Source organism: Stenotrophomonas sp. I18B00994 (assembly GCF_014145825.1).
Lineage (GTDB): Bacteria > Pseudomonadota > Gammaproteobacteria > Xanthomonadales > Xanthomonadaceae > Stenotrophomonas > Stenotrophomonas maltophilia.
On record NZ_JACIUW010000020.1, the window covers coordinates 1 to 17,177 of the forward strand.

Consider the following 17,177-nt stretch of genomic DNA (forward strand, 5'->3'; position numbering starts at 1 on the left):
GAGCGCCCTCGGTGGTAGTGCCGGCCGCTGGCCGGCAACCCCATGACCCACGCGGAGATGCATAGCTGCCGGCCAGCGGCCGGCACTACCAGTCGATGTTCAGCACGGCCATTCGCTGTTCAGCGCCGCTTGCGCGCGCCTCGGCGATGGTCGGTCTGGTTGTGATGCCGGCCACCGGCCGGCACTACCACAGCAAAGCCGAAGCGCAGCGCAGATCGCGTTCCGGCGCGCAGAGCACCCTCGGTGGTAGTGCCGGCCGCTGGCCGGCAACCTCATGACCTGCGCGGAGTTGCATGGCTGCCGGCCAGCGGCCGGCACTACCAATTGGTGTTCAGCGCGGCTTGCGTGTCCGCTTCGGCTTCGCGGTATCTGCACCGCTGGCGGCGCCGTCCTGCAGCGCCTGCAGCCACGACAACGTATCCACATAGTCGATGAAGTGCCGCAGGTAGCCGGGACTGGTGGCCTGCATCGTGTCCAGCATGCGCTGCACCAGCACCGCCGAGTTCAGCGGGCCGCCGTCGGCCGGGGCCTCGGTGCGCAGTGAGCGGCGCACCTGCAGTTCGCTGCGCAGCTCCGACCACTCGCGCTGCACCTGCTGCAGCATCGGCACCTGCGGGTAATGCGGCAGCGAGCGCGACCCCGCATCGAGGTCGCGCACCAGTGCGCGCAGGCCTTCGAGCGCTGAAAGCTTACTTGGCATCCCGGGCCTTGGGCTTGGGAATCGGCGCGATCTCGACGCGGCGGTTGCGTGCGCGGCCTTCCTCATTGGCATTGGAACTGACCGGCTGCTCGCTGCCGAATGCGGCGGCGAACACGGCGTCGGCCGGTACGCCATCGGCGATGAGCGTACGCGTCACGGTCAGCGAGCGCTGCGCGGACAGCTCCCAGTTGTCGGCGAAACGCCGGTTGCCTTCGCGTACCGGCGCGTCATCGGTGAAGCCGCTGACCATGAGGATCTCTTCGCGGCTGCCCAGGTAGGCGGCCAGCGGTGCGGCCAGGCTGCGCAGCAGCTCCTGGCCTTCCGGCTGCAGCTGGTCGGAGTTCAGCGCGAACAGCACGCTGCCGCTGATGCCGATGCGTCCATCGACCAGGGTCACGCGACCGGCGGCCAGCGGGCCAGCCAGTGCCTGCTCGAGTGTCTGCAGGCGCTTTGCTTCGGCCTGGCGCTGCTTCACTTCCTGGTCCAGCCGCTGCGACAGCTCCAGCTGCACCGCGACCACACCGACCAGTATCAGCACGAACGCGCCCAGCAGCACCGACATCAGGTCGCCGAAGGCGGCCCAGATCGGGGCATGCGAGCCGCCATCGACCTCCAGCTCGTCGCTCATGCGCTGCCGGCCTTGCCGCGGCGCGCGGCCAGCTGCTGCAGTTCTTCCATCACCTGCTTCTGCGACAGCAGGCTGAGGTCGACCACCTCGCGCGCCTGCGCCACGTAGTAGGCCAGCTGCTCGTCGCTGCGGGCCAGCGAGGCGTCCAGTGCGCCGCCAATCTGTTCCAGGCGGCCGGACAGCTCGGTGGAGGCGCTGCCGAACTGCGCGACCGCTTCGCCGAAGCTGCTGGCCAGCTGTCCGACGTCGCCCGCGCTGCCGTGGAGCGCTGCGGCAATGCCATCCAGCTTGCCGGTCTCGGCGGCGATATGGTCGGTGAAGCGGTTGCCGACGCGTTCCAGTAGCTCGGCCGAGCCACCGACCAGTGCGTCCACAGCGGTGCGCTGTTCGTGCGAGGCGTGGTTGATCGCATCCAGCAGGGTCTGCACGGTGGCCAGCAGGCGTCCGCGTTCCTCCAGCATCGCGTTGTCACGCACCAGGCTCTCGGACAGCGTACTGCGCAGCTCGTTGATGACGTCGGCAGCGGCCTTGGGCGCGGCGGCGGCGGTCTGCAGCAGGGTGGACACTTCGGCCAGCGTGGCGCTGGCCTGTGCGCGACCGTTCTCGCCGATCTGCTGTGCGGTCTCCGCCAGCGTGTCGCAGACGCGCTGCTGCTGCGCGGCCAGGCGTTCGCCATTGGCCTGCAGGCGCTCGGCCAGCTCGGTGGAAACGTGCTGCAGAGCATCGCTCCAGCGCTGCAGGCGCTGTTCGTCGCCGGCCTGCAACTGCGCCTGCAGGGCGGCGTGGGCCTGCTGCAACTCGGCGCTGACCGCGTCCCAGCGCGCCTGGCGCTGCTGCTCGCGGCTGTCCAGGCTGGCCTGCAGTTCGGCGTGCGCGGTCGCGGCGGTGGCCTGCGCTGCCTGCCACTGCTGCGAACGCTGCAGTTCGTGGTCCTGCAGCAGCGACTGGCTGGCGCTGTGCTGCTGCTCCAGTGCCTGCAGCAGCGCCTGCGCACGCGCGTCCAGATGCTCGCTGGCGGCGATCAACGCCTGCTGCTGGCGCTCGACCAGCGCGCTGTTCAGGGCCTGCTGCTGTTCGGCGGCAGCACGCAAGGCCTCCGCATTGTCCTGTGCATCGGCCTGCAGGCGCTCGCCGATACGTGTGACCAGCGCTTCGGCATGCGTGGCCTGGCCATCGCTGAAGGCCTGCAGGTGCTGGCGCAGGTCGCTCACCAGTGCCTGCTGTGCCTGGGTCTGTTCACTCACCACCTTGGCCCAGCTGGCCTCGGTTGCGACGCGGCTGCGCTCGAAACCGTCGCTCAGGCCGGCCAGCTGCTGCTGCACGGCCTGCTCGACGCGGGCATGCAGTGCTTCGCCGTGATGGGCCAGGCCAGCCAGGGTGGTCTCGGCCATCGGCTGCAGCGCGCCACCGATGGCGGCGGCGCTGGCTTCAGCCCCTTCGCGCAGCGACTGCTGCAGCGAGACCGCCAGGCGTTCCTGCAGTGCCTGGCTCTGGGTCAGGAACTCGGCCTGGCCGGCCAGCAGGCGCTCATTGGCGGCCGCACTGTGCTGTTCAAAGGTGCTGGTCATCGCCTGCAGGCGGTCGACCAGCGCCGGCAGCGCCGCGGACTGTGCCTGCAGCAGGCGCAGCGACTCGGCGCGCTGCCAGGCCTGCGAGTACGGATGCAGGTCGCCGGAAATGGCGCGATCCAGCTGCTGCACGGCCTGCAGGCGGTCACGACGCAGCAGCGCCGCCAGCAGGCCGAGCATGGCCGAGCTGGCCACACCGGCGATCGAGGTGCCGAATGCCACCGCCAGGCCCTGCACCGGCGAAGCCAGCGAGCCGCGGATCGCGGCCATGTCGGTCGCGCTCTGCAGGGCCAGTCCGGTGCCACGCAGCGTGTCCATCATGCCCAGCAGGGTGCCGAGCATGCCCAGCAGCACCAGCAGGCCGACCAGGTAAGGGGTCAGCACCGGAGCGGGCAGGGCAGTGCGCTCGCCCTCCACGCGCAGGCGCACGGCATTGCGCAGGCCTGCGGGCACGCGCTCCAGCCAGGGAGTGAGGCTCTCCTTCGCGCTGGACAGGTCGTTCAGTGCACTGCGCAGGCCGTTGCTGGCCTGGCGGTAGCGGTACAGCTCCACGCCACCGGCGATGTAGCAGGCCGCGATGATCGCCGCCACCGCTGCACCCAGCGGATGCACCGAAACATAGCCAATGCCGATCCAGCACACGGCCAGCAGGCCGACAAGGAAAACAACGACATGGAAAGCAGTTCTGGACATGGTGTTCCGGTCAGTGGGAGCGCAGGGCGTCTTGCAGCCCTTCGATCGGGTGGAAGCGCAGCTGCAGCTCGGCGAGCAGCAGGGTGCGCATGTCATGGCGGAAGGCCGCGCGCCAGCCGGGCTGGCCGTGCACGCGTTCAAAACGGGCGCCGAGCACGGCCGGCGCAGTGGCCAGCAGGCTGTGCTCGCGCGGGGTGAGGGTCTGTTCCATCACCGCATCGACCTCGGCCAGCCGCGCCAGCTCGGGCGAAACCTGCACCAGCTGGTCGCGCAGGCGGCCGCGCAGGCGCCCGGTGGCGGTCTGGATGGCCTGCTGCAGTACCCGGTAGCGCTGGCGCAGCGAGGCGAAGTTGGATGCAGCGGCAGCTTCGGCCAGATCCAGCAGGCGCTCGGTCTCGGCGTCCTCACTGATCGAGGCCAGCAGGCTGGTGTGCGCCTGGACGCAGTCGGCCAGCACATCCTCGACGGCTTCGGCGGCTTCACCGGGCTCGGGCAGGCGTCCGCCGAGCGCCCCGGACAGGGCCACGGCACGGCTCCAGTCCACCCACTGGCCGAGGCGATCGGTCAGGGCGGGACTGCTGGCCGGCATCGCGCCGTCGCTGAGACGGGCGAGCAGGCGGAGGAATTCCGGTCCACCCAGGACCGGCTGCGCTGCTTTCGCCATCAAGGGGTGAGGGGCCAAAAACCGTTGATTTTACAACCAGATGACCCGGCCTGGATGAAGGCGGGGCCGGGCGGGGGCGCCCGCAGGCGCGACAAGGCTTAGAATGTCCGGCTGCACCCATCCGTTCGACCCCTGGAGTTCCCCAATGACCGTTGCGCAGTTCTACCCGATCGGCACCCCCGGACAGCCCTGGGGCGACGCGGAACGCGCACAGTGGCGGGCTCGCCAGCAGCGCCAGCGCAGCTACCACGATGACGTGGTGGCCGCGCTCGAGCGCCTGGACGACAGCTTCGATGTGATCCAGTACGGCCAGCTGGACTATGCGCCGGACCATTACCCGCTGTTCGCCGTGGTCAACCACGACTGGAACCCGGCGCTGCCGACCGCACTGATCACCGGTGGCGTGCATGGCTACGAAACCAGCGGCGTGCATGGCGCCCTGCAGTTCCTGGAACAGCAGGCTGAGCGTTACCTGGGCCGGCTGAACCTGATCGTGGCACCGTGCGTCAGCCCGTGGGGCTACGAGCGCATCCAGCGCTGGAACCCGGATGCCATCGACCCCAACCGCAGCTTCCGTGACGGCGGCCAGATCGAGGAAGCGGCCGCGCTGATGGCCTGGGTGGCCGAGCGCAAACCGAACCTGCTGGTGCACCTGGACCTGCACGAGACCACCGACAGCGACCTGCACGAGTTCGATCCGGCGCGCTGCGCCCGCGACGGCAAGCCGTTCGAGCGCGACACCATTCCGGATGGCTTCTACGTGATCGGCAACAGCGAAGACCCGCAGGCCGAGTTCCAGAAGGCCCTGATCGCTGCGGTCGCGCCAGTCACCCATATCGCCCCGGCCGACGCCGAGGGCAATCTGGTCGGCCTGCCGCTGCAGTCACCGGGCGTGGTGTGGGGTGAGTCGCGGTCGATCGGCGCCTGCGCCGGCTTCACCGACGCGCGCTTTGCCACCACCACCGAGGTCTACCCGGACAGCCCGCGCACCAACCCGCAGGAGTGCAACGACGCCCAGGTGGCGGCGGTGTGTGCGGGCCTGGATTTCGCCCTGGCGGCGCAGTAACGCGCCACGTTGCGGGCAGCGACCGGCATCAACCGGCGCCGTTCTTTGGCTGGCGAGGTGGCCACAGCCGGCGAAGCCGACGCGCGGCATCCGGCGAAGACATCCAGATCGGGCTGGTACACCGTGGTGTTGACCCCGAACAGGCCCAGCAGTGAGTGGAAGACATTGTCGTGGCTGTGCGCCCGGTGCAGGGCATTCCCGCGCAGGCAGGCCAGGTCCACGCCCGCGTTGCGGCTGAATTCCGGTGGGAACCACATCACCATCGGCACCTGGGTCTGCTCGCGCGGCGCGATGAAGTAAGGCGTGCCGTGAAGGTACATGCCACGTTCGCCGAGCGACTCGCCATGGTCGGACACATAGATCAGCGCGACATCACGCTGGTCCGAATAGCCCTGCAGCAGGTCGATGGTCCTGCCAAGCATGCGGTCGGTGTGGACCAGGGTGTTGTCATAGGTGTTGACCAGCGCCTCGTTGCTGCACTGCTGGATCTGGTTGCTGTCGCAGGTCGGACTGAATGCCCGCGACTGTGCCGGGTAGCGTTCGAAGTAGGTCGGGCCGTGGCTGCCAAGCTGGTGCAGCACGACCAGGGCGTCACCGTTCATGGCGTCAATGCGTGTACCGAGCTGATGCAGCAGCACCTCGTCATAGCAGGTGCCGTCGGCATTGACACATTGGCCGGCCACCTTCAGCGCGGGCATGTCCTCGGTCGGCACGCGTTCGCACACGCCTTTGCAGCCACCGTTGTTGTTGTTGCGCCAGAGCACGCTGATGCCGGTGCGCTGCAGGATGTCGAGCACGTTCTCCTCGGTCGCTGCGCGTACATCGTCATACTGGCGGCGGGTCATCTGCGAGAACATGCACGGCACCGAGATCGCCGTTGCGGTTCCGCATGAGGAAACATCACTGAAGCTGATGACGCCTTCCTTGCGCGAGAGCCGGGGATTGGTCGCGCGTGGGTAGCCGTTGAGCTGGAAGTTCTGTGATCGCGCGGTCTCGCCGACGACCATGACCACCAGCTTCGGACGCGGGCCCGGTACGCGCCGTGCGTCCATGCCGATCGGGCGCAAGGGTTGCTGGCGGGCGCTGTAGAGGCCTTTCAGATAACCGTGGGTATGGCGCACGACATTCAACGGCAGCACCTGGTCACGGAGATAGCGGTTGTTGCGCAGCAGCGAGGAGTAGTCCTTGTAGAACGCGAAGCCGATTGCCAGCAGTACCAGCAATGACGCCAGAGCGCTGGCCGGCCACACCAGCAGCGAACGTATCGAACCGGCCCCGCTGGTGGTGCGCACCAGGGCGAGCCCGGCAGCAGGTAGCACGCCCAGCGCCAGCAGGGTCAACAGTAGTGGCAGCGACAGATAGGCGTTCAGTTCGGCCTGGTTGGTCTCGAACACGTTCTGCACCATGCTGCGATCGATCAGCACGTTGTAGTGCAGCATGAAGTAGCTGCAGGCGGCGCTGACGACAACGAGCAGCACCAGCAGCGGCCTGCGCAGGAATGGCAGTGCCAGCAGTGGCGTCAGCAACAGGTTGAACAGGCAGAACAGCACCACCGGCAGGCTGGCCAGGAACAGCACGCTGCGCACGCTGTTGAGGTCGACCAGCCCCCACAGCGTCTTCCAGAGGGCGATGTTTCCAATCGTGGTGAAGAACAGTGCGACGGCCCAGACCAGAACGATCGGATGGGGCCGTGGAAAACGGCGGCATTGACGCACGAGCAGGTTCCGTGGAGCGGGAGTGCGCGCAGTATCGAAACCGCTTTATCAGGAAGTTGTCAGGTTGGGCGGACTAGCCCAGCAGGATGAGGCCCCACACAGCACCCACCATCAACAGTGCGGTGGTCTGCGCGGCGCTGCCCATATCCTTGGCGTTCTTTGACAGCGGATGCTGTTCAAGGGAGATGCGATCAACCACCGCTTCGATCGCCGAGTTGAGCAGTTCCACCAGCAGGCTGATGAAGCAGACCGCCAGCACTATCGCGCGCTCGACCGCGCTGATGTCCAGTACGAACGCTGCAATGATCAACAGCGCGTGCAGAAGCAGCAGCTGGCGAAAGGCAGCCTCGCCGCGGAAGGTGGCGACGAAGCCATCACGCGAATGGATGAGGGTGTGGAAGATGCGGCTCAGGCCGGTCTTCCCGTGCGGGTACTTGCCGCTGTCCTTGGGGTGCTGCATGCGGTTTCCGCCGTGAAGTGAGCAATCCCCAGCATGTGCACGCGTGCGTCAGGAAATCGTCAGAGGGGCCACTCCAGGCTGAACCGGCATCCCTGCTGCGATGAATGCACCGTCATCCTCCAACCCAGGTGCTCGACGATGCGCTGCACGATCGACAACCCCAGCCCCTCGCCGCTGTGCACGCTAGCGGGTACGAAGCGCTGGAACAGCTGTGGATCGATACTGGAGGGCAGGCCGGGCCCCGTGTCGGCGACGATGAGTGCGGCGTCGTGGAGGGAGATCCGGACTTCGCCGCTTTCGGTGTACTGGCAGGCGTTGCGCAGAAGGTTCCAGATCACGCTGCGCGCAAGATCCGCGTTGGTGTGCAGCACGGTGTCATGCAGGGCATCAAACGCAACGATCACCGGCTTGCCGGAAAGCCAGGGCTGGCAGCGATCCATGCAGCATTCAATCAGCGCACGCAGGGCCACCTCGTTGCGTGGCACGGTGCTGGGGGCGCGAGAGAGCAGCAGCAGGCAGGTCAGCTGGCGCTGCATCTCCTGGGTGGTGCGCAGGATGCGCTCGGCACTGGGAACCAGGTGGCTGTCGGCCGGAAGCTGGCAGGCCAGCGTCTCGGCAGCACCACCGATGATGGCCAAGGGCGTGCGCAGCTCGTGGCTGGCATCGCCGCTGAAGCACTGTTCGCGATGCAGGAACCGTTCGAGCTCGTCACTATGGCGGGCAAAGGCGCGCGCGAGCACGCCGATCTCATCGCGTGCGTCCTGGTAGGGAAAGGGCTTGTGGCCGTCCTGCACCGCATCGGCCAATCGTGTGATGGGCGCGATGACGTGGGTCGCTACCTTGCGACCGATCAGGAAGGCGCCAAGCACGCAGATCGAAATGACCAGTGCCGCAAAGGCATTGATCAGGTATTCCAGATAGCCATAGGGCGCTGCGTCCTGCAGCAGGTAGTAACGTTGGCCGGCACTGTCGAAGACGCGCAGGTGCCACTCGTTGGGTGCTGCTTCGCCGTGATATCCCGGGCCATATTGGCGCAGCACGACAGGCACGTCCTGGGCATCGAACAGTGCGCTGCCGGAGGGCAGGTCGGGACGCCGACCACGGGCGAGTTCGTCCTGCAGGCGGCGTACTTCATTGTCCTGGGTCCGCGCGACGACAGCGGCCCGGACCTGGTCGTAGTCCACCTGTTCGGCCAGTACGATGAAGCCCATGGCACCGGCCATCAACAGCACGAACGAGATCGTGATGCGGGTGCGCAGGCTCAGGCGGCGGTAGAGGGAGGCACGGGTCACGCCTGCATGCGCCAGCCGACGCTGTGCACCGTGGTGATCAGCGCGGTGTCGAAGCTGCGGTCCACCTGCAGGCGCAGCTCATGGATGTGGGTTCGCAGCGCGCCGCTGTCCGGTGGCTCGTCGCCCCAGACCAGGTATTCCATCTCCTGCTTGCGCACCACGGCCGGCGCCGCACGCACCAGGCACATCAGCAGCTTGTGCGACGTGGGCGTCAGCGCAATGCAGCGGCCTTGCCGCCAGGCTTGTGGCGAGCGCGTGTCTACCTGCAGGTCCTTCCACGCCAGCACGCTCTGGACCTGGCGACCCTGCGCCCGTCGTACCAGGGCCTTGATCCGCGCATCCAGTTCCGTCAGCGAGAACGGTTTGACCAGGTAGTCATCCGCGCCCAGGGCCAGGCCCTGCACGCGGTCTTCGACCGGATCGCGCGCGGTCAGCATCAGGATCGGCACCGGGTTCTGGAACTCCTGGCGCAGCTTCTGGCACAGCGTCATGCCGTCCAGCCGCGGCAGCATCAGGTCCAGCAGGATGGCGTCGTAGTCGTCTTGCGTGGCCCGGCGCAGTCCGCTGGCGCCGTCGCGGGCGTCGTCCAGGACGTAGCCCAGCGGTTCAAAGAAGGCATACAGGTTGGCAACCAGCTCGGGGTTGTCTTCGATGATCAGCAGGCGGGTCATGGCATGCGTCCTTGCGCGTGGCCGAACTCTGCCCGATCGCTCGCCGAATGCCAATGCCCTTGCTGAATGGATCGCGGGTGAGGGCGCCCGCATCAAGCCCTGCTCAATCGGCCGGGCTGCGTGAATCGCGGACCGAGTAGATCACCGAGAAGATCTTCCAGCCCTGTTCGGTGCGGATCAGCTGCCACATTTCCTTGCCCCAGTTGGTCTTCACCCCATCGTCGTGGAAGCTGTAGTCAAACGAGACCGAAGCCACATCACCATCCGTCTCGATCTTCGTGTTGGAGAACTTCTCCTCCTTCGGCTTCGGCGAGGCCACCGCCCCGTCGATCAGCGCGATGAAGTTGTTTGCAGGAATCTGCCGTGCCTTGATTGCATCGGGCTTGGCCTTGCGGATGTCCTGCAGGCGCACGTCCTCGGAAACGAACTGCCAGCCGATGTCTTCTGGTTTGTCCGAGAAGAACAGGCCCATGTAGGTCGGCTTGTCCTTGTTGATCAGCGAGGTGCGGAACGCTTCGACCACCTGTTCGATCGCTTTTACATCCGCCGCTGATGGCTGCTGGCTAGCGTGGGCCGGCTGGCCTGCGATGAGGCCAACAATGAGAAACGCGCTCTGGAATCCGGTGGTTCGCATCATTCATGTCGGCCGCAGTGTGGTGGGAGCGCGCCAGGGCCACGGCTACAGGGCCCCGGCGCGCTCCGCATTCAACGATGCAGCGCGTCAACAATCAAGCCGGTGGCGATCTCCACCAACAGGTACTCGTTATCGGACTGGCGCACCCAACGCCGGTCGCGGCCCGGCTCGCGCAGGTCATAGCGCGCGTAATCGTTCACCCAGTAGCGGCGGTCCACTTCAGCCCAAGGCAGGCGATCGCCACGACGCCAAGCCTTCTTCTGCCAGCCCGGCGGCGGCGCTTCGCGGTTGTGCGGGCCGCCTGCGTGCGGCGGCGGCCCGTTGCCGCGGGCGTGGTGCGGCGGATCGGCGAACGCGGGGGCCGCAGCGAAAGCGGTGGCGGTGGTCAAGGCGATGGCAAGCAAACGTGTGGTCTTCATGGGGATGCCTCCGTCATGGCCGCAGCATGCGGCGCTGTGGCGGGAATATAGGGCAATCCATGTGAATGAATGCGGGTGTAGGCGGTAATTTCCTGAACAGACGGCGCGGCCTGCAGTCGTTGCCAGACAACGGGTCATTGGAGCCCGCCCGGGGCCGAATCCGTTGCGGCCCAGCCTCCGCCCAACGACACGAAAAGATCCATCTGCCGGTCAATGCGCTCCGCGCGCGAGGCGGCCAATGCGGACTCCGCATCTGCCAGCTCGGCCTGGGCCGAAAGCACGTCGAGAAAATCGATCCTGCCGAAGCGGTAGAGGTGCTGTGCCTGTTCGGTGGCACGGGATGCGTCCCGACGCGCGTGCGCCAGGCTGCGCTCGCGTTCAAGCTCCTGCGTGCAGGCAGAAAGCGCGGTCTCGGTCTGGCGCAGTGCCTGCAGCACGACTCCGTCAAAGGAAGCGAGAGCGGTGTCCGCATTGGCACCGGCCGCCGCGATGCGGGCCTTGGCTACGCGGCGGTCGGGCCAGTGCCATGACAGCACGGGACCGATGCTCGCACCGAAGCCGTCGGCCGACAGCAGATGCGCCGGTGTGCCGGCCACGCCCGAAGAGGCGCCCAGGGTGATCTGCGGATAGAGACTCGCCGTCTCGACACCGATCATTGCAGTCGCGGCGGCCAGGCTGCGTTCGGCTGCGCGTACGTCAGGGCGCCGCTGGAGCAGCTGCCAGCCGTCACCGATCGGCAATGCTTGCTGCAGCTCAGGGGGCTGTGGGCACCCTTCTGCTTCCCTGGGATAGTCTGCCGGGACTTTGCCCATCAGTGCGGCCAGTTCGAACAGTGAGGCCTGCCGTTCCGCCAGCAGGTGCGGTATCGCCGCCGCGCTGCGATTGACGGCGGCACCGGCACGGCTGACATCGAAGTCCGTTCCGCGCCCGCCTGCAGCCAGCCGTCGGGTTGCCTCCAGCGTGGCGCGCTGTATCGCCAGCACCTGCCGGGTTGCAGCGAGCGTGTGATTGCTTGTGCACACCTGGAGATAGGCACGGGTGACGGCCGCAGCGACGACCACGCGAACCTGGTCGCGTGCCGCAGCAATCGCCTCCGTGTCCGCGTTGGCGGCTTCGATGCCGCGGCGGATGCCACCTGCGAGATCCAGCGGATAGGAGAGGTGGAGGCCCAGCGCGTACGACTGCGGCGCGGCCGACGCCTGGGTGTAGCCACCGGCATGGACGAGCGTGCCCGATGCATCCACGTCCCCTTGCACGGCACCGCGCGCGCGGTACTCCATCACGGTCGCGCTGGCGCGCCGGAGGTTGGCATCGGCGGCGCGCAGGTCGGTATTGGCCGCCAGAGCATCGCGTACGTAGGCGTCAAGCTGGGGGTCGCCATACAGTTGCCACCATCGATCCGGTGGCGCGTCGTGGCTGAACGATGCCTCCTGGCCCGAGACGAACGCCCGCGCCGCCCGTGGGGAGGCTGCGACAGCGCTCGCCGGCAAGTGATAGTCGGGGCCGGACACGCAGGCCGTCATCGGCAGCAGCAGGGCAAGCAGCCCGCCACGTACTGTCCGCACGCTCACTTGCAGGCTCTCTGCGCCGAGGGGGTGATGGTCACACTCGCAGTGCGACCTACGATCAGCCGGGTATCCGGCGGCGCATCATCGATACGGATGCGTACCGGGATGCGCTGTGCCAGCCTCACCCAGGTATAGGTCGGCGCCACGGCGGGCAGCAGGTTGTGGGTGCTTGAGCGCTGATCGTCGGCGATGCCGGCGGCGATGGTATCCACGTGTCCGCGGACGTCGTGGTCGTCGCCCATCAGCCGCGCCACGGCGGCATCGCCCTCGGTGATGCAGCCCAGTTTGGTTTCCTCGAAGTAGCCCTCGATACGCAGGCTGCGGGTGTCGATCAGCGCCAGTGCCTGCGCACCGGGTTGCAGGTAGTCGCCCGCGTGCAGGTCCAGGTTGGTGACGATGCCGTCGGTGGTTGCGCGCACCTCGGTGCGTTGCACGTTGAGCTGGGCGACGCGCTGTTCGGCCTGTGCCTGCGCCAGCGCTGCCAACTCGGTATCGACCTTGGCGGCATTGCGTTCGCGTGTCTCCGAGGCGACCAGGTTGCCAAGTGCGTTGTCCCGTGTCGATTCGCGGCGGGCCAGCGCCAGCGTGGCGCGAGCGCTGCTGACCGCTGCATCGGCCTTCTCAAGCGCGGCAGCGAAGCGCGGTTGATCCAGTACCAGCAGCAGCTGTCCGGCGCTGACCCGCTGGTTGTCGTGCACCAGCACCTGGGTGACCAGCCCCCCCATGTCCGATGCAACGCGCACCACATCGGCGCGCACCCGCCCATCCCGCGTCCACGGGCGCATTTCGTAACGCTTCCAGATGGACAGTGCGGCGACGACAGCAATCGCGAATACAACCAGCGTAGCGCTCCAGCGCCCGATGACAGCAAGCAGGTGTTTCATTTCATTTCTCGAGCAGGGGCGAGAGCCGGATCATCAGCTCCGCCAGGATCACGAACAGGGACAGGCCCACCAAGGGCCGCGCGGCGAACAACCGGTACAGGCCGAGGCTGGCGAGCAGGCGTGAGCTCAGCATCGACAGCACCAGCGCGGCGGCGGCCACGGCGAGCAGGCCGGGGATCAGCACGCCATCAATGGAATGGTCAGAAAACATGAGGTCAGTGCCGATGGGTAAGCGGGGATGCCAGCAGGTCACGGCGCAACCCGCAGAGCAGGTGCGACAGATACCTCTGATCAGCCTCGCTGCTGGCCGCCGCTGCCTCGCGCATGCGGTCCAGCAGCTCCAGAAGATGGGTGTCGACACTGCGTGGCGAGTGGGCGCGAACCCTGAAATGTGCAGCGATGCGTTCGACCAGCGCCGCATGAAGCGCCCGAACCTTCGGGTTGTGCAGCCGCCTTTCCAGCGCGCGGAGTTGGCTGGATGCACGTGCCGCACGAACGTCCGCAAACAATTCCCGCAGATCGTGTGCGGCACTGGAACGGCCCTGCAACCTGGGAGCGAGCAGCCCGATTCGATCCAGCATGCGGCTGAGCCAGGCGCGGGTCGCACCGCCTTGTCCGGCGGCGTGTCGCGCAATGTCCCGACGGATCGAACGCTCCAGCCGTGCGCGGTTGCGGCCCGCATCGGCGGTCTGGAACAGCTGCATGCTGCACAGTGCCACCGTCGTACCGATGAACAACGCAACGCCGTTGTTGAGTGCGCCGACGATGTTGGTCGAATTGGTCGCGCCCAGGCCGGCGATGAGCGGAAACGTCAGCACCACGCCCAGCGCAGCCATGATGAAGGGCGGCCGGGCCAGGAACGATCCGCACAGCAGCAGCGCAGGCGCCAGCGCTGCCATCAGGCCGACGAAATCGGAGAGCGCGGGGAAGATCAGCAGACCGTAGAGCAGGCCGACGGCAACGCCGATGCACGATCCCACCAGGTAGCGCATGACATGCGGTGCCGGCGCTTCGATCGTGCCGAACAGCACGCACGCTGTGCCGATGATGGACACCGCCGTAGCGCCGTCCGACCAGCCCGTGATGATCCACAGCACGCAGCTCAGCAGGATGCCGACGAACGCGCCCAGCGCGCTGCGCGCGGCGTTCCTGTGATCCCGGTGAATCACTGCGCCCTGCACATTCCGCGCAAGACGGTCAGGCACATGCAGGCGCCAGTCGGGGCGGGCAGTGTGCAGTTGTGCCTGCAGCACGCGGCAGTGGGAGTGGGCAAGGTCGAGCTCGGCCTGTTGCGCGGCGAGGCTGGCCTGCAGCAGATCGCGCCAGCCGCTTGCATCCATTGTGCCGGCCTGCGGTGAACGCAGCCGAGCGATGGAATCTTCCACCGCGCTGGACAGCATCAGCACGTCCAGCATCCGGTCATGCAGGGCACGCAGGATCTGCACTTGGGCCACGCCGTGGGCGCTGTCGAAGGGCAGGTGGATCGACAGCACATGCAGCTCGAGCAGGTCGGCCGCCACTTTCGAGCGGTCCGTCGCCAGTACCGTGTCCGATGCACTGGCGCGCATGTCGCGTGTCCATCGTTCCGCATCCTCCAGCACGGCAGCAACCCGTGCGTGCACGCGCATCGAGACCCGGCGCGGCAGCACCAACCCATGTACCAGCGTGGCGGCCAGGATGCCGATGGCGATTTCCTGCACCCGCGTGATGGCAATGGTGAACACCTCTCCCGGCACCATCACCGCAGGAAACCCGATCAGGCTGGTGGTATAGCCGGCCAGCAGGAACGCGTACGCACGTGGCGTGCGGTCGAGCATCGCCAGGTACAGGCACAGCGCCATCCAGGTGGCGAGTGTGGCGCTCAGCACCAAGGGTGCATTGGCGAAACGTGGCACCAGCGCGACGGTGGCGACGGCCCCGCCCACGGTACCCAGCAGGCGGAACAGGCCGCGGCTGAGTGTCGCCCCGGAAAGGGGCTGCGACACCAGATAGACCGTGCCGACCACCCAGAACGGGCGGTTCAGGCCGATCCGCAGAGAGACATACAGCCCCAACGACGCGGCGAGCAGGCATTTGAGCGAGAACAGCACCGCCTCCTGGTCGGTCCTGAGGGCAGGGCTTTTAAACCGGGCAAATGCCTGGAGCAGGTGGGGGCGGAGCGGGGTGGGGGAGTGCATGCAGCTCATGCTAGTGACCGGCCGCACTGGCGAATTTCGCTACAATGACAATCAATCGCTAAAACCGGTCAATGTGAGAATGGCTCGCATTTCGCTCCCCGGCTTTGACCTGGACCCGGACGAGACCGATCGCCCGGCGGTTGCCAGCCGCCTGCAGGTGGCCGAGCACGACGCGGAAATTCCGGTGCATGAGCATCGAAAGGGTCAGCTCATTCTTGCGCTGCATGGGGCGGTGACCTGCGAAGTGGCCAATGCGCTGTGGATCGTGCCGCCCCAGTGTGGCGTCTGGATTCCGGGCGGCATGCCGCACAGCAACCGCGCCACCGCCAACGCGCGCCTGTGCTACCTGTTCGTCGAGCCCGGCATCGTCGACCTGCCGGCGCAGTGCGTGACGCTGGCCATCTCGCCGATGCTGCGCGAGATGATCCTGCACCTGGCCGACGCGCCGCTGGACTATCCGCATGGCAGCCACACCGACCGGCTGGCGCGGGTGCTGCTGGACGAACTGGTGCAGACGCCGGCTGAGCATCTGTCGCTGCCGGTCAGCCATCACCCGAAGGTGCGCGCGCTGGCTGCGGCGCTGTCGGCGGATCCGGCAGACCGCAGCACCATCGGCCAGTGGGCCGTGCGCCTGGCCCTGGGCGAGCGCACGTTGACCCGCCTCATCGAACGGGAAACGGGACTGTCCTTCGGGCGCTGGCGGCAGCAACTGCACCTGCTCATCGCCATTCGGGAACTCGCCGCCGGTGCACCCGTACAACGCGTTTCCGAGACGCTGGGCTATGAGTCGGTGACGGCCTTCATCACGATGTTCAAGAAAGCGCTTGGCCTTTCCCCGGCGCGGTACTTTGCGGTGCGCCTGCGTGGGCAGTAGCCGGGGACAGCCCGGGAAGCCCCTGCCTGGAACAGCTACTTCGAGGTGCCGGAGACCGATTGAATCGCTGCCACCACCGCAGCGGGTTCCTCGCGCTGGAGGGTGTGGCCGGTTGCCAGGTAGCGGTGCGAGCCGCGCGTGAATCCCGAGAAGAGCAGGGCGTGCTGTGCTTTCCAGAGCGCCTTGCCCGCTGCGGTTTCCTCGAAGAACAGCGGTTCGGCAGCCAGCTGGGTTGCAGTCAGCAGCGCTACCGGCACGTCCGGCATCGTGCGCGGGGTTTCCGCACCGGGTGCATCCAGCTGTTCGGTCAGCACGGCGTAGTCGGCGGCCATGGCTGGCGGCAGCATCGCCCGCAGCTGGGCATCATCTGCCTGCACGCGGGCACTGTCGGCCTGCTTGAACGCATGGCGCTGCCCCATTGTGGCCGGGTCCACCAGCACCAGGCCCTGCAGGCGCTCCGGATGGCGGCGTGCAAACTCCGTGGCCAGCAGGCCGCCATAGGAGTGACCCACCAGCACAACGCGGCGACCGGGAGCGAGCGTATCGATCACGGCCGTGAGGTCGGCCAGATGCGCATCGATGCGCTTGGGATGACCGTCGCTGCCGGACTTGCCGAGTCCCGCACGGGCGTAGGTGATGCTGTGGTAGTCGCGCCCCAGACCGGCAACCACCTCCTTCCAGGCCCCCGCGCCCTGCCCGAAACCGGATTCAAAGACCACGGTGATCGGGCCGGCCCCCATCTCTTCGGCCTGCAGTGTGTAAGCGCCTCGATCCACCTGGATTTCCCCTGCGTGCGCGGTGCCCACTGCGGCCATCATGGCGGCCAGCGCCCACAACGTCACTCGGCTGATCTTCATTGCCATTCTCCTGGGCCGTGACGCGTGCCAGCCCTTCCGATGGGTCAGGTCTGCAGCGGAGTGCCACAGCCTGCCGACCTCGCGACAGGTCGTGTTGGTAATGTAGTGAGGTATAACACCGACTCCCTGTGCAGAAAGTCATGGGGACGGGGCGTAGACCGCTGAATGGCGTTGGATGCTTGAATCTGTGATCGGTTACGCGGCTCCACACTTGAACGTGCAAGCGTCCTCAACGATAAAGGCGGCATGTGGCACTGCCGCATTCCGGACCAGGGACGATCCGAAGCATGACGCGGGGCACAGCTCC

At 67.1% G+C, this 17,177-nt stretch carries 17 protein-coding genes; 2 read left to right on the plus strand and 15 right to left on the minus strand.

Annotated features, from left to right (window positions below; translation table 11 throughout):
- Window positions 1–331: 331 nt before the first annotated feature.
- The 4 genes from H4O10_RS17820 to H4O10_RS17835 are packed head-to-tail and all read right to left on the minus strand — an operon-like array spanning window position 332 to window position 4,253.
- Entirely contained in the window at window positions 332–772 is a 441-nt protein-coding gene (locus tag H4O10_RS17820; protein WP_306766112.1) for a DUF2894 domain-containing protein, read from the minus strand.
- Window positions 690–1,328 (minus strand): OmpA family protein, encoded by a 639-nt coding sequence (locus tag H4O10_RS17825; protein WP_012480503.1) that lies wholly within the window; start codon window positions 1,326–1,328, stop codon window positions 690–692. Before H4O10_RS17825 ends, H4O10_RS17820 begins: the two co-directional genes overlap by 83 nt.
- The gene (locus tag H4O10_RS17830; protein WP_012480502.1) at window positions 1,325–3,589 is read right to left on the minus strand and encodes a DUF802 domain-containing protein; all 2,265 of its coding nucleotides are present in this window, start codon (window positions 3,587–3,589) and stop codon (window positions 1,325–1,327) included. The genes H4O10_RS17825 and H4O10_RS17830 overlap by 4 nt, the downstream gene beginning before the upstream one ends.
- A gap of 10 nt (window positions 3,590–3,599) precedes the next feature.
- Window positions 3,600–4,253 (minus strand): DUF3348 family protein, encoded by a 654-nt coding sequence (locus H4O10_RS17835; protein WP_099596124.1) that lies wholly within the window; start codon window positions 4,251–4,253, stop codon window positions 3,600–3,602.
- A gap of 145 nt (window positions 4,254–4,398) precedes the next feature.
- On the opposite strand from H4O10_RS17835, the gene H4O10_RS17840 reads away from it, so the two are divergent.
- On the plus strand, window positions 4,399–5,319 hold the full coding sequence (locus H4O10_RS17840) for a M14 family metallocarboxypeptidase (RefSeq protein ID WP_005409936.1): 921 nt from the start codon (window positions 4,399–4,401) through the stop codon (window positions 5,317–5,319).
- Here H4O10_RS17840 and eptA read toward each other — a convergent pair.
- From eptA to H4O10_RS17890, 10 genes are all read right to left on the minus strand, one after another.
- Entirely contained in the window at window positions 5,223–7,034 is a 1,812-nt protein-coding gene (gene eptA, locus H4O10_RS17845) for a phosphoethanolamine transferase EptA (protein WP_012480500.1), read from the minus strand. The two genes, H4O10_RS17840 and eptA, sit on opposite strands and share 97 nt — an antisense overlap.
- Window positions 7,035–7,107: 73 nt before the next feature.
- Entirely contained in the window at window positions 7,108–7,494 is a 387-nt protein-coding gene (locus H4O10_RS17850; protein ID WP_012480499.1) for a diacylglycerol kinase, read from the minus strand.
- 59 nt (window positions 7,495–7,553) lie between these two features.
- Window positions 7,554–8,786: a HAMP domain-containing sensor histidine kinase gene (locus H4O10_RS17855; RefSeq protein ID WP_049397968.1), complete on the minus strand. Its 1,233-nt coding sequence runs from the start codon at window positions 8,784–8,786 to the stop codon at window positions 7,554–7,556.
- The gene (locus tag H4O10_RS17860; RefSeq protein WP_012480497.1) at window positions 8,783–9,457 is read right to left on the minus strand and encodes a response regulator transcription factor; all 675 of its coding nucleotides are present in this window, start codon (window positions 9,455–9,457) and stop codon (window positions 8,783–8,785) included. Before H4O10_RS17860 ends, H4O10_RS17855 begins: the two co-directional genes overlap by 4 nt.
- Before the next feature lie 103 nt (window positions 9,458–9,560).
- Window positions 9,561–10,091, minus strand: a complete 531-nt coding sequence (locus H4O10_RS17865) for a nuclear transport factor 2 family protein (RefSeq protein WP_012480496.1) — start codon at window positions 10,089–10,091, stop codon at window positions 9,561–9,563.
- Window positions 10,092–10,162: 71 nt separating this feature from the next.
- Entirely contained in the window at window positions 10,163–10,510 is a 348-nt protein-coding gene (locus H4O10_RS17870; RefSeq protein WP_049397970.1) for an RcnB family protein, read from the minus strand.
- Window positions 10,511–10,644: 134 nt separating this feature from the next.
- On the minus strand, window positions 10,645–12,081 hold the full coding sequence (locus H4O10_RS17875; protein ID WP_012480494.1) for an efflux transporter outer membrane subunit: 1,437 nt from the start codon (window positions 12,079–12,081) through the stop codon (window positions 10,645–10,647).
- Window positions 12,078–12,962, minus strand: a complete 885-nt coding sequence (locus tag H4O10_RS17880; RefSeq protein ID WP_012480493.1) for a biotin/lipoyl-binding protein — start codon at window positions 12,960–12,962, stop codon at window positions 12,078–12,080. The genes H4O10_RS17875 and H4O10_RS17880 overlap by 4 nt, the downstream gene beginning before the upstream one ends.
- Before the next feature lies 1 nt (window position 12,963).
- The gene (locus tag H4O10_RS17885) at window positions 12,964–13,173 is read right to left on the minus strand and encodes a DUF1656 domain-containing protein (RefSeq protein WP_044570365.1); all 210 of its coding nucleotides are present in this window, start codon (window positions 13,171–13,173) and stop codon (window positions 12,964–12,966) included.
- Between the two features lie 4 nt (window positions 13,174–13,177).
- A complete protein-coding gene (locus tag H4O10_RS17890) occupies window positions 13,178–15,052 on the minus strand; it encodes an FUSC family protein (RefSeq protein ID WP_080047703.1) in 1,875 nt (624 codons plus the stop codon).
- Between the two features lie 166 nt (window positions 15,053–15,218).
- On the opposite strand from H4O10_RS17890, the gene H4O10_RS17895 reads away from it, so the two are divergent.
- Window positions 15,219–16,013, plus strand: a complete 795-nt coding sequence (locus tag H4O10_RS17895; RefSeq protein WP_012480491.1) for a helix-turn-helix transcriptional regulator — start codon at window positions 15,219–15,221, stop codon at window positions 16,011–16,013.
- A 35-nt stretch (window positions 16,014–16,048) separates the two neighbouring features.
- Here H4O10_RS17895 and H4O10_RS17900 read toward each other — a convergent pair whose 3' ends face one another.
- Window positions 16,049–16,870: an alpha/beta hydrolase gene (locus tag H4O10_RS17900; protein ID WP_012480490.1), complete on the minus strand. Its 822-nt coding sequence runs from the start codon at window positions 16,868–16,870 to the stop codon at window positions 16,049–16,051.
- Window positions 16,871–17,177 lie beyond the last annotated feature (307 nt).

What these genes read in the sequence shown, in the direction of transcription:
- H4O10_RS17820 (WP_306766112.1), bottom strand. Translation starts at nt 772, where the DNA reads ATGCCAATGAGGAAGGCCGCGCACGCAACCGCCGCGTCGAGATCGCGC.
- H4O10_RS17825 (WP_012480503.1), bottom strand. Translation starts at nt 1,328, where the DNA reads ATGAGCGACGAGCTGGAGGTCGATGGCGGCTCGCATGCCCCGATCTGG.
- H4O10_RS17830 (WP_012480502.1), bottom strand. Translation starts at nt 3,589, where the DNA reads ATGTCCAGAACTGCTTTCCATGTCGTTGTTTTCCTTGTCGGCCTGCTG.
- H4O10_RS17835 (WP_099596124.1), bottom strand. Translation starts at nt 4,253, where the DNA reads ATGGCGAAAGCAGCGCAGCCGGTCCTGGGTGGACCGGAATTCCTCCGC.
- H4O10_RS17840 (WP_005409936.1), top strand. Translation starts at nt 4,399, where the DNA reads ATGACCGTTGCGCAGTTCTACCCGATCGGCACCCCCGGACAGCCCTGG.
- H4O10_RS17850 (WP_012480499.1), bottom strand. Translation starts at nt 7,494, where the DNA reads ATGCAGCACCCCAAGGACAGCGGCAAGTACCCGCACGGGAAGACCGGC.
- H4O10_RS17860 (WP_012480497.1), bottom strand. Translation starts at nt 9,457, where the DNA reads ATGACCCGCCTGCTGATCATCGAAGACAACCCCGAGCTGGTTGCCAAC.
- H4O10_RS17865 (WP_012480496.1), bottom strand. Translation starts at nt 10,091, where the DNA reads ATGCGAACCACCGGATTCCAGAGCGCGTTTCTCATTGTTGGCCTCATC.
- H4O10_RS17870 (WP_049397970.1), bottom strand. Translation starts at nt 10,510, where the DNA reads ATGAAGACCACACGTTTGCTTGCCATCGCCTTGACCACCGCCACCGCT.
- H4O10_RS17880 (WP_012480493.1), bottom strand. Translation starts at nt 12,962, where the DNA reads ATGAAACACCTGCTTGCTGTCATCGGGCGCTGGAGCGCTACGCTGGTT.
- H4O10_RS17885 (WP_044570365.1), bottom strand. Translation starts at nt 13,173, where the DNA reads ATGTTTTCTGACCATTCCATTGATGGCGTGCTGATCCCCGGCCTGCTC.
- H4O10_RS17895 (WP_012480491.1), top strand. Translation starts at nt 15,219, where the DNA reads ATGGCTCGCATTTCGCTCCCCGGCTTTGACCTGGACCCGGACGAGACC.
- H4O10_RS17900 (WP_012480490.1), bottom strand. Translation starts at nt 16,870, where the DNA reads ATGAAGATCAGCCGAGTGACGTTGTGGGCGCTGGCCGCCATGATGGCC.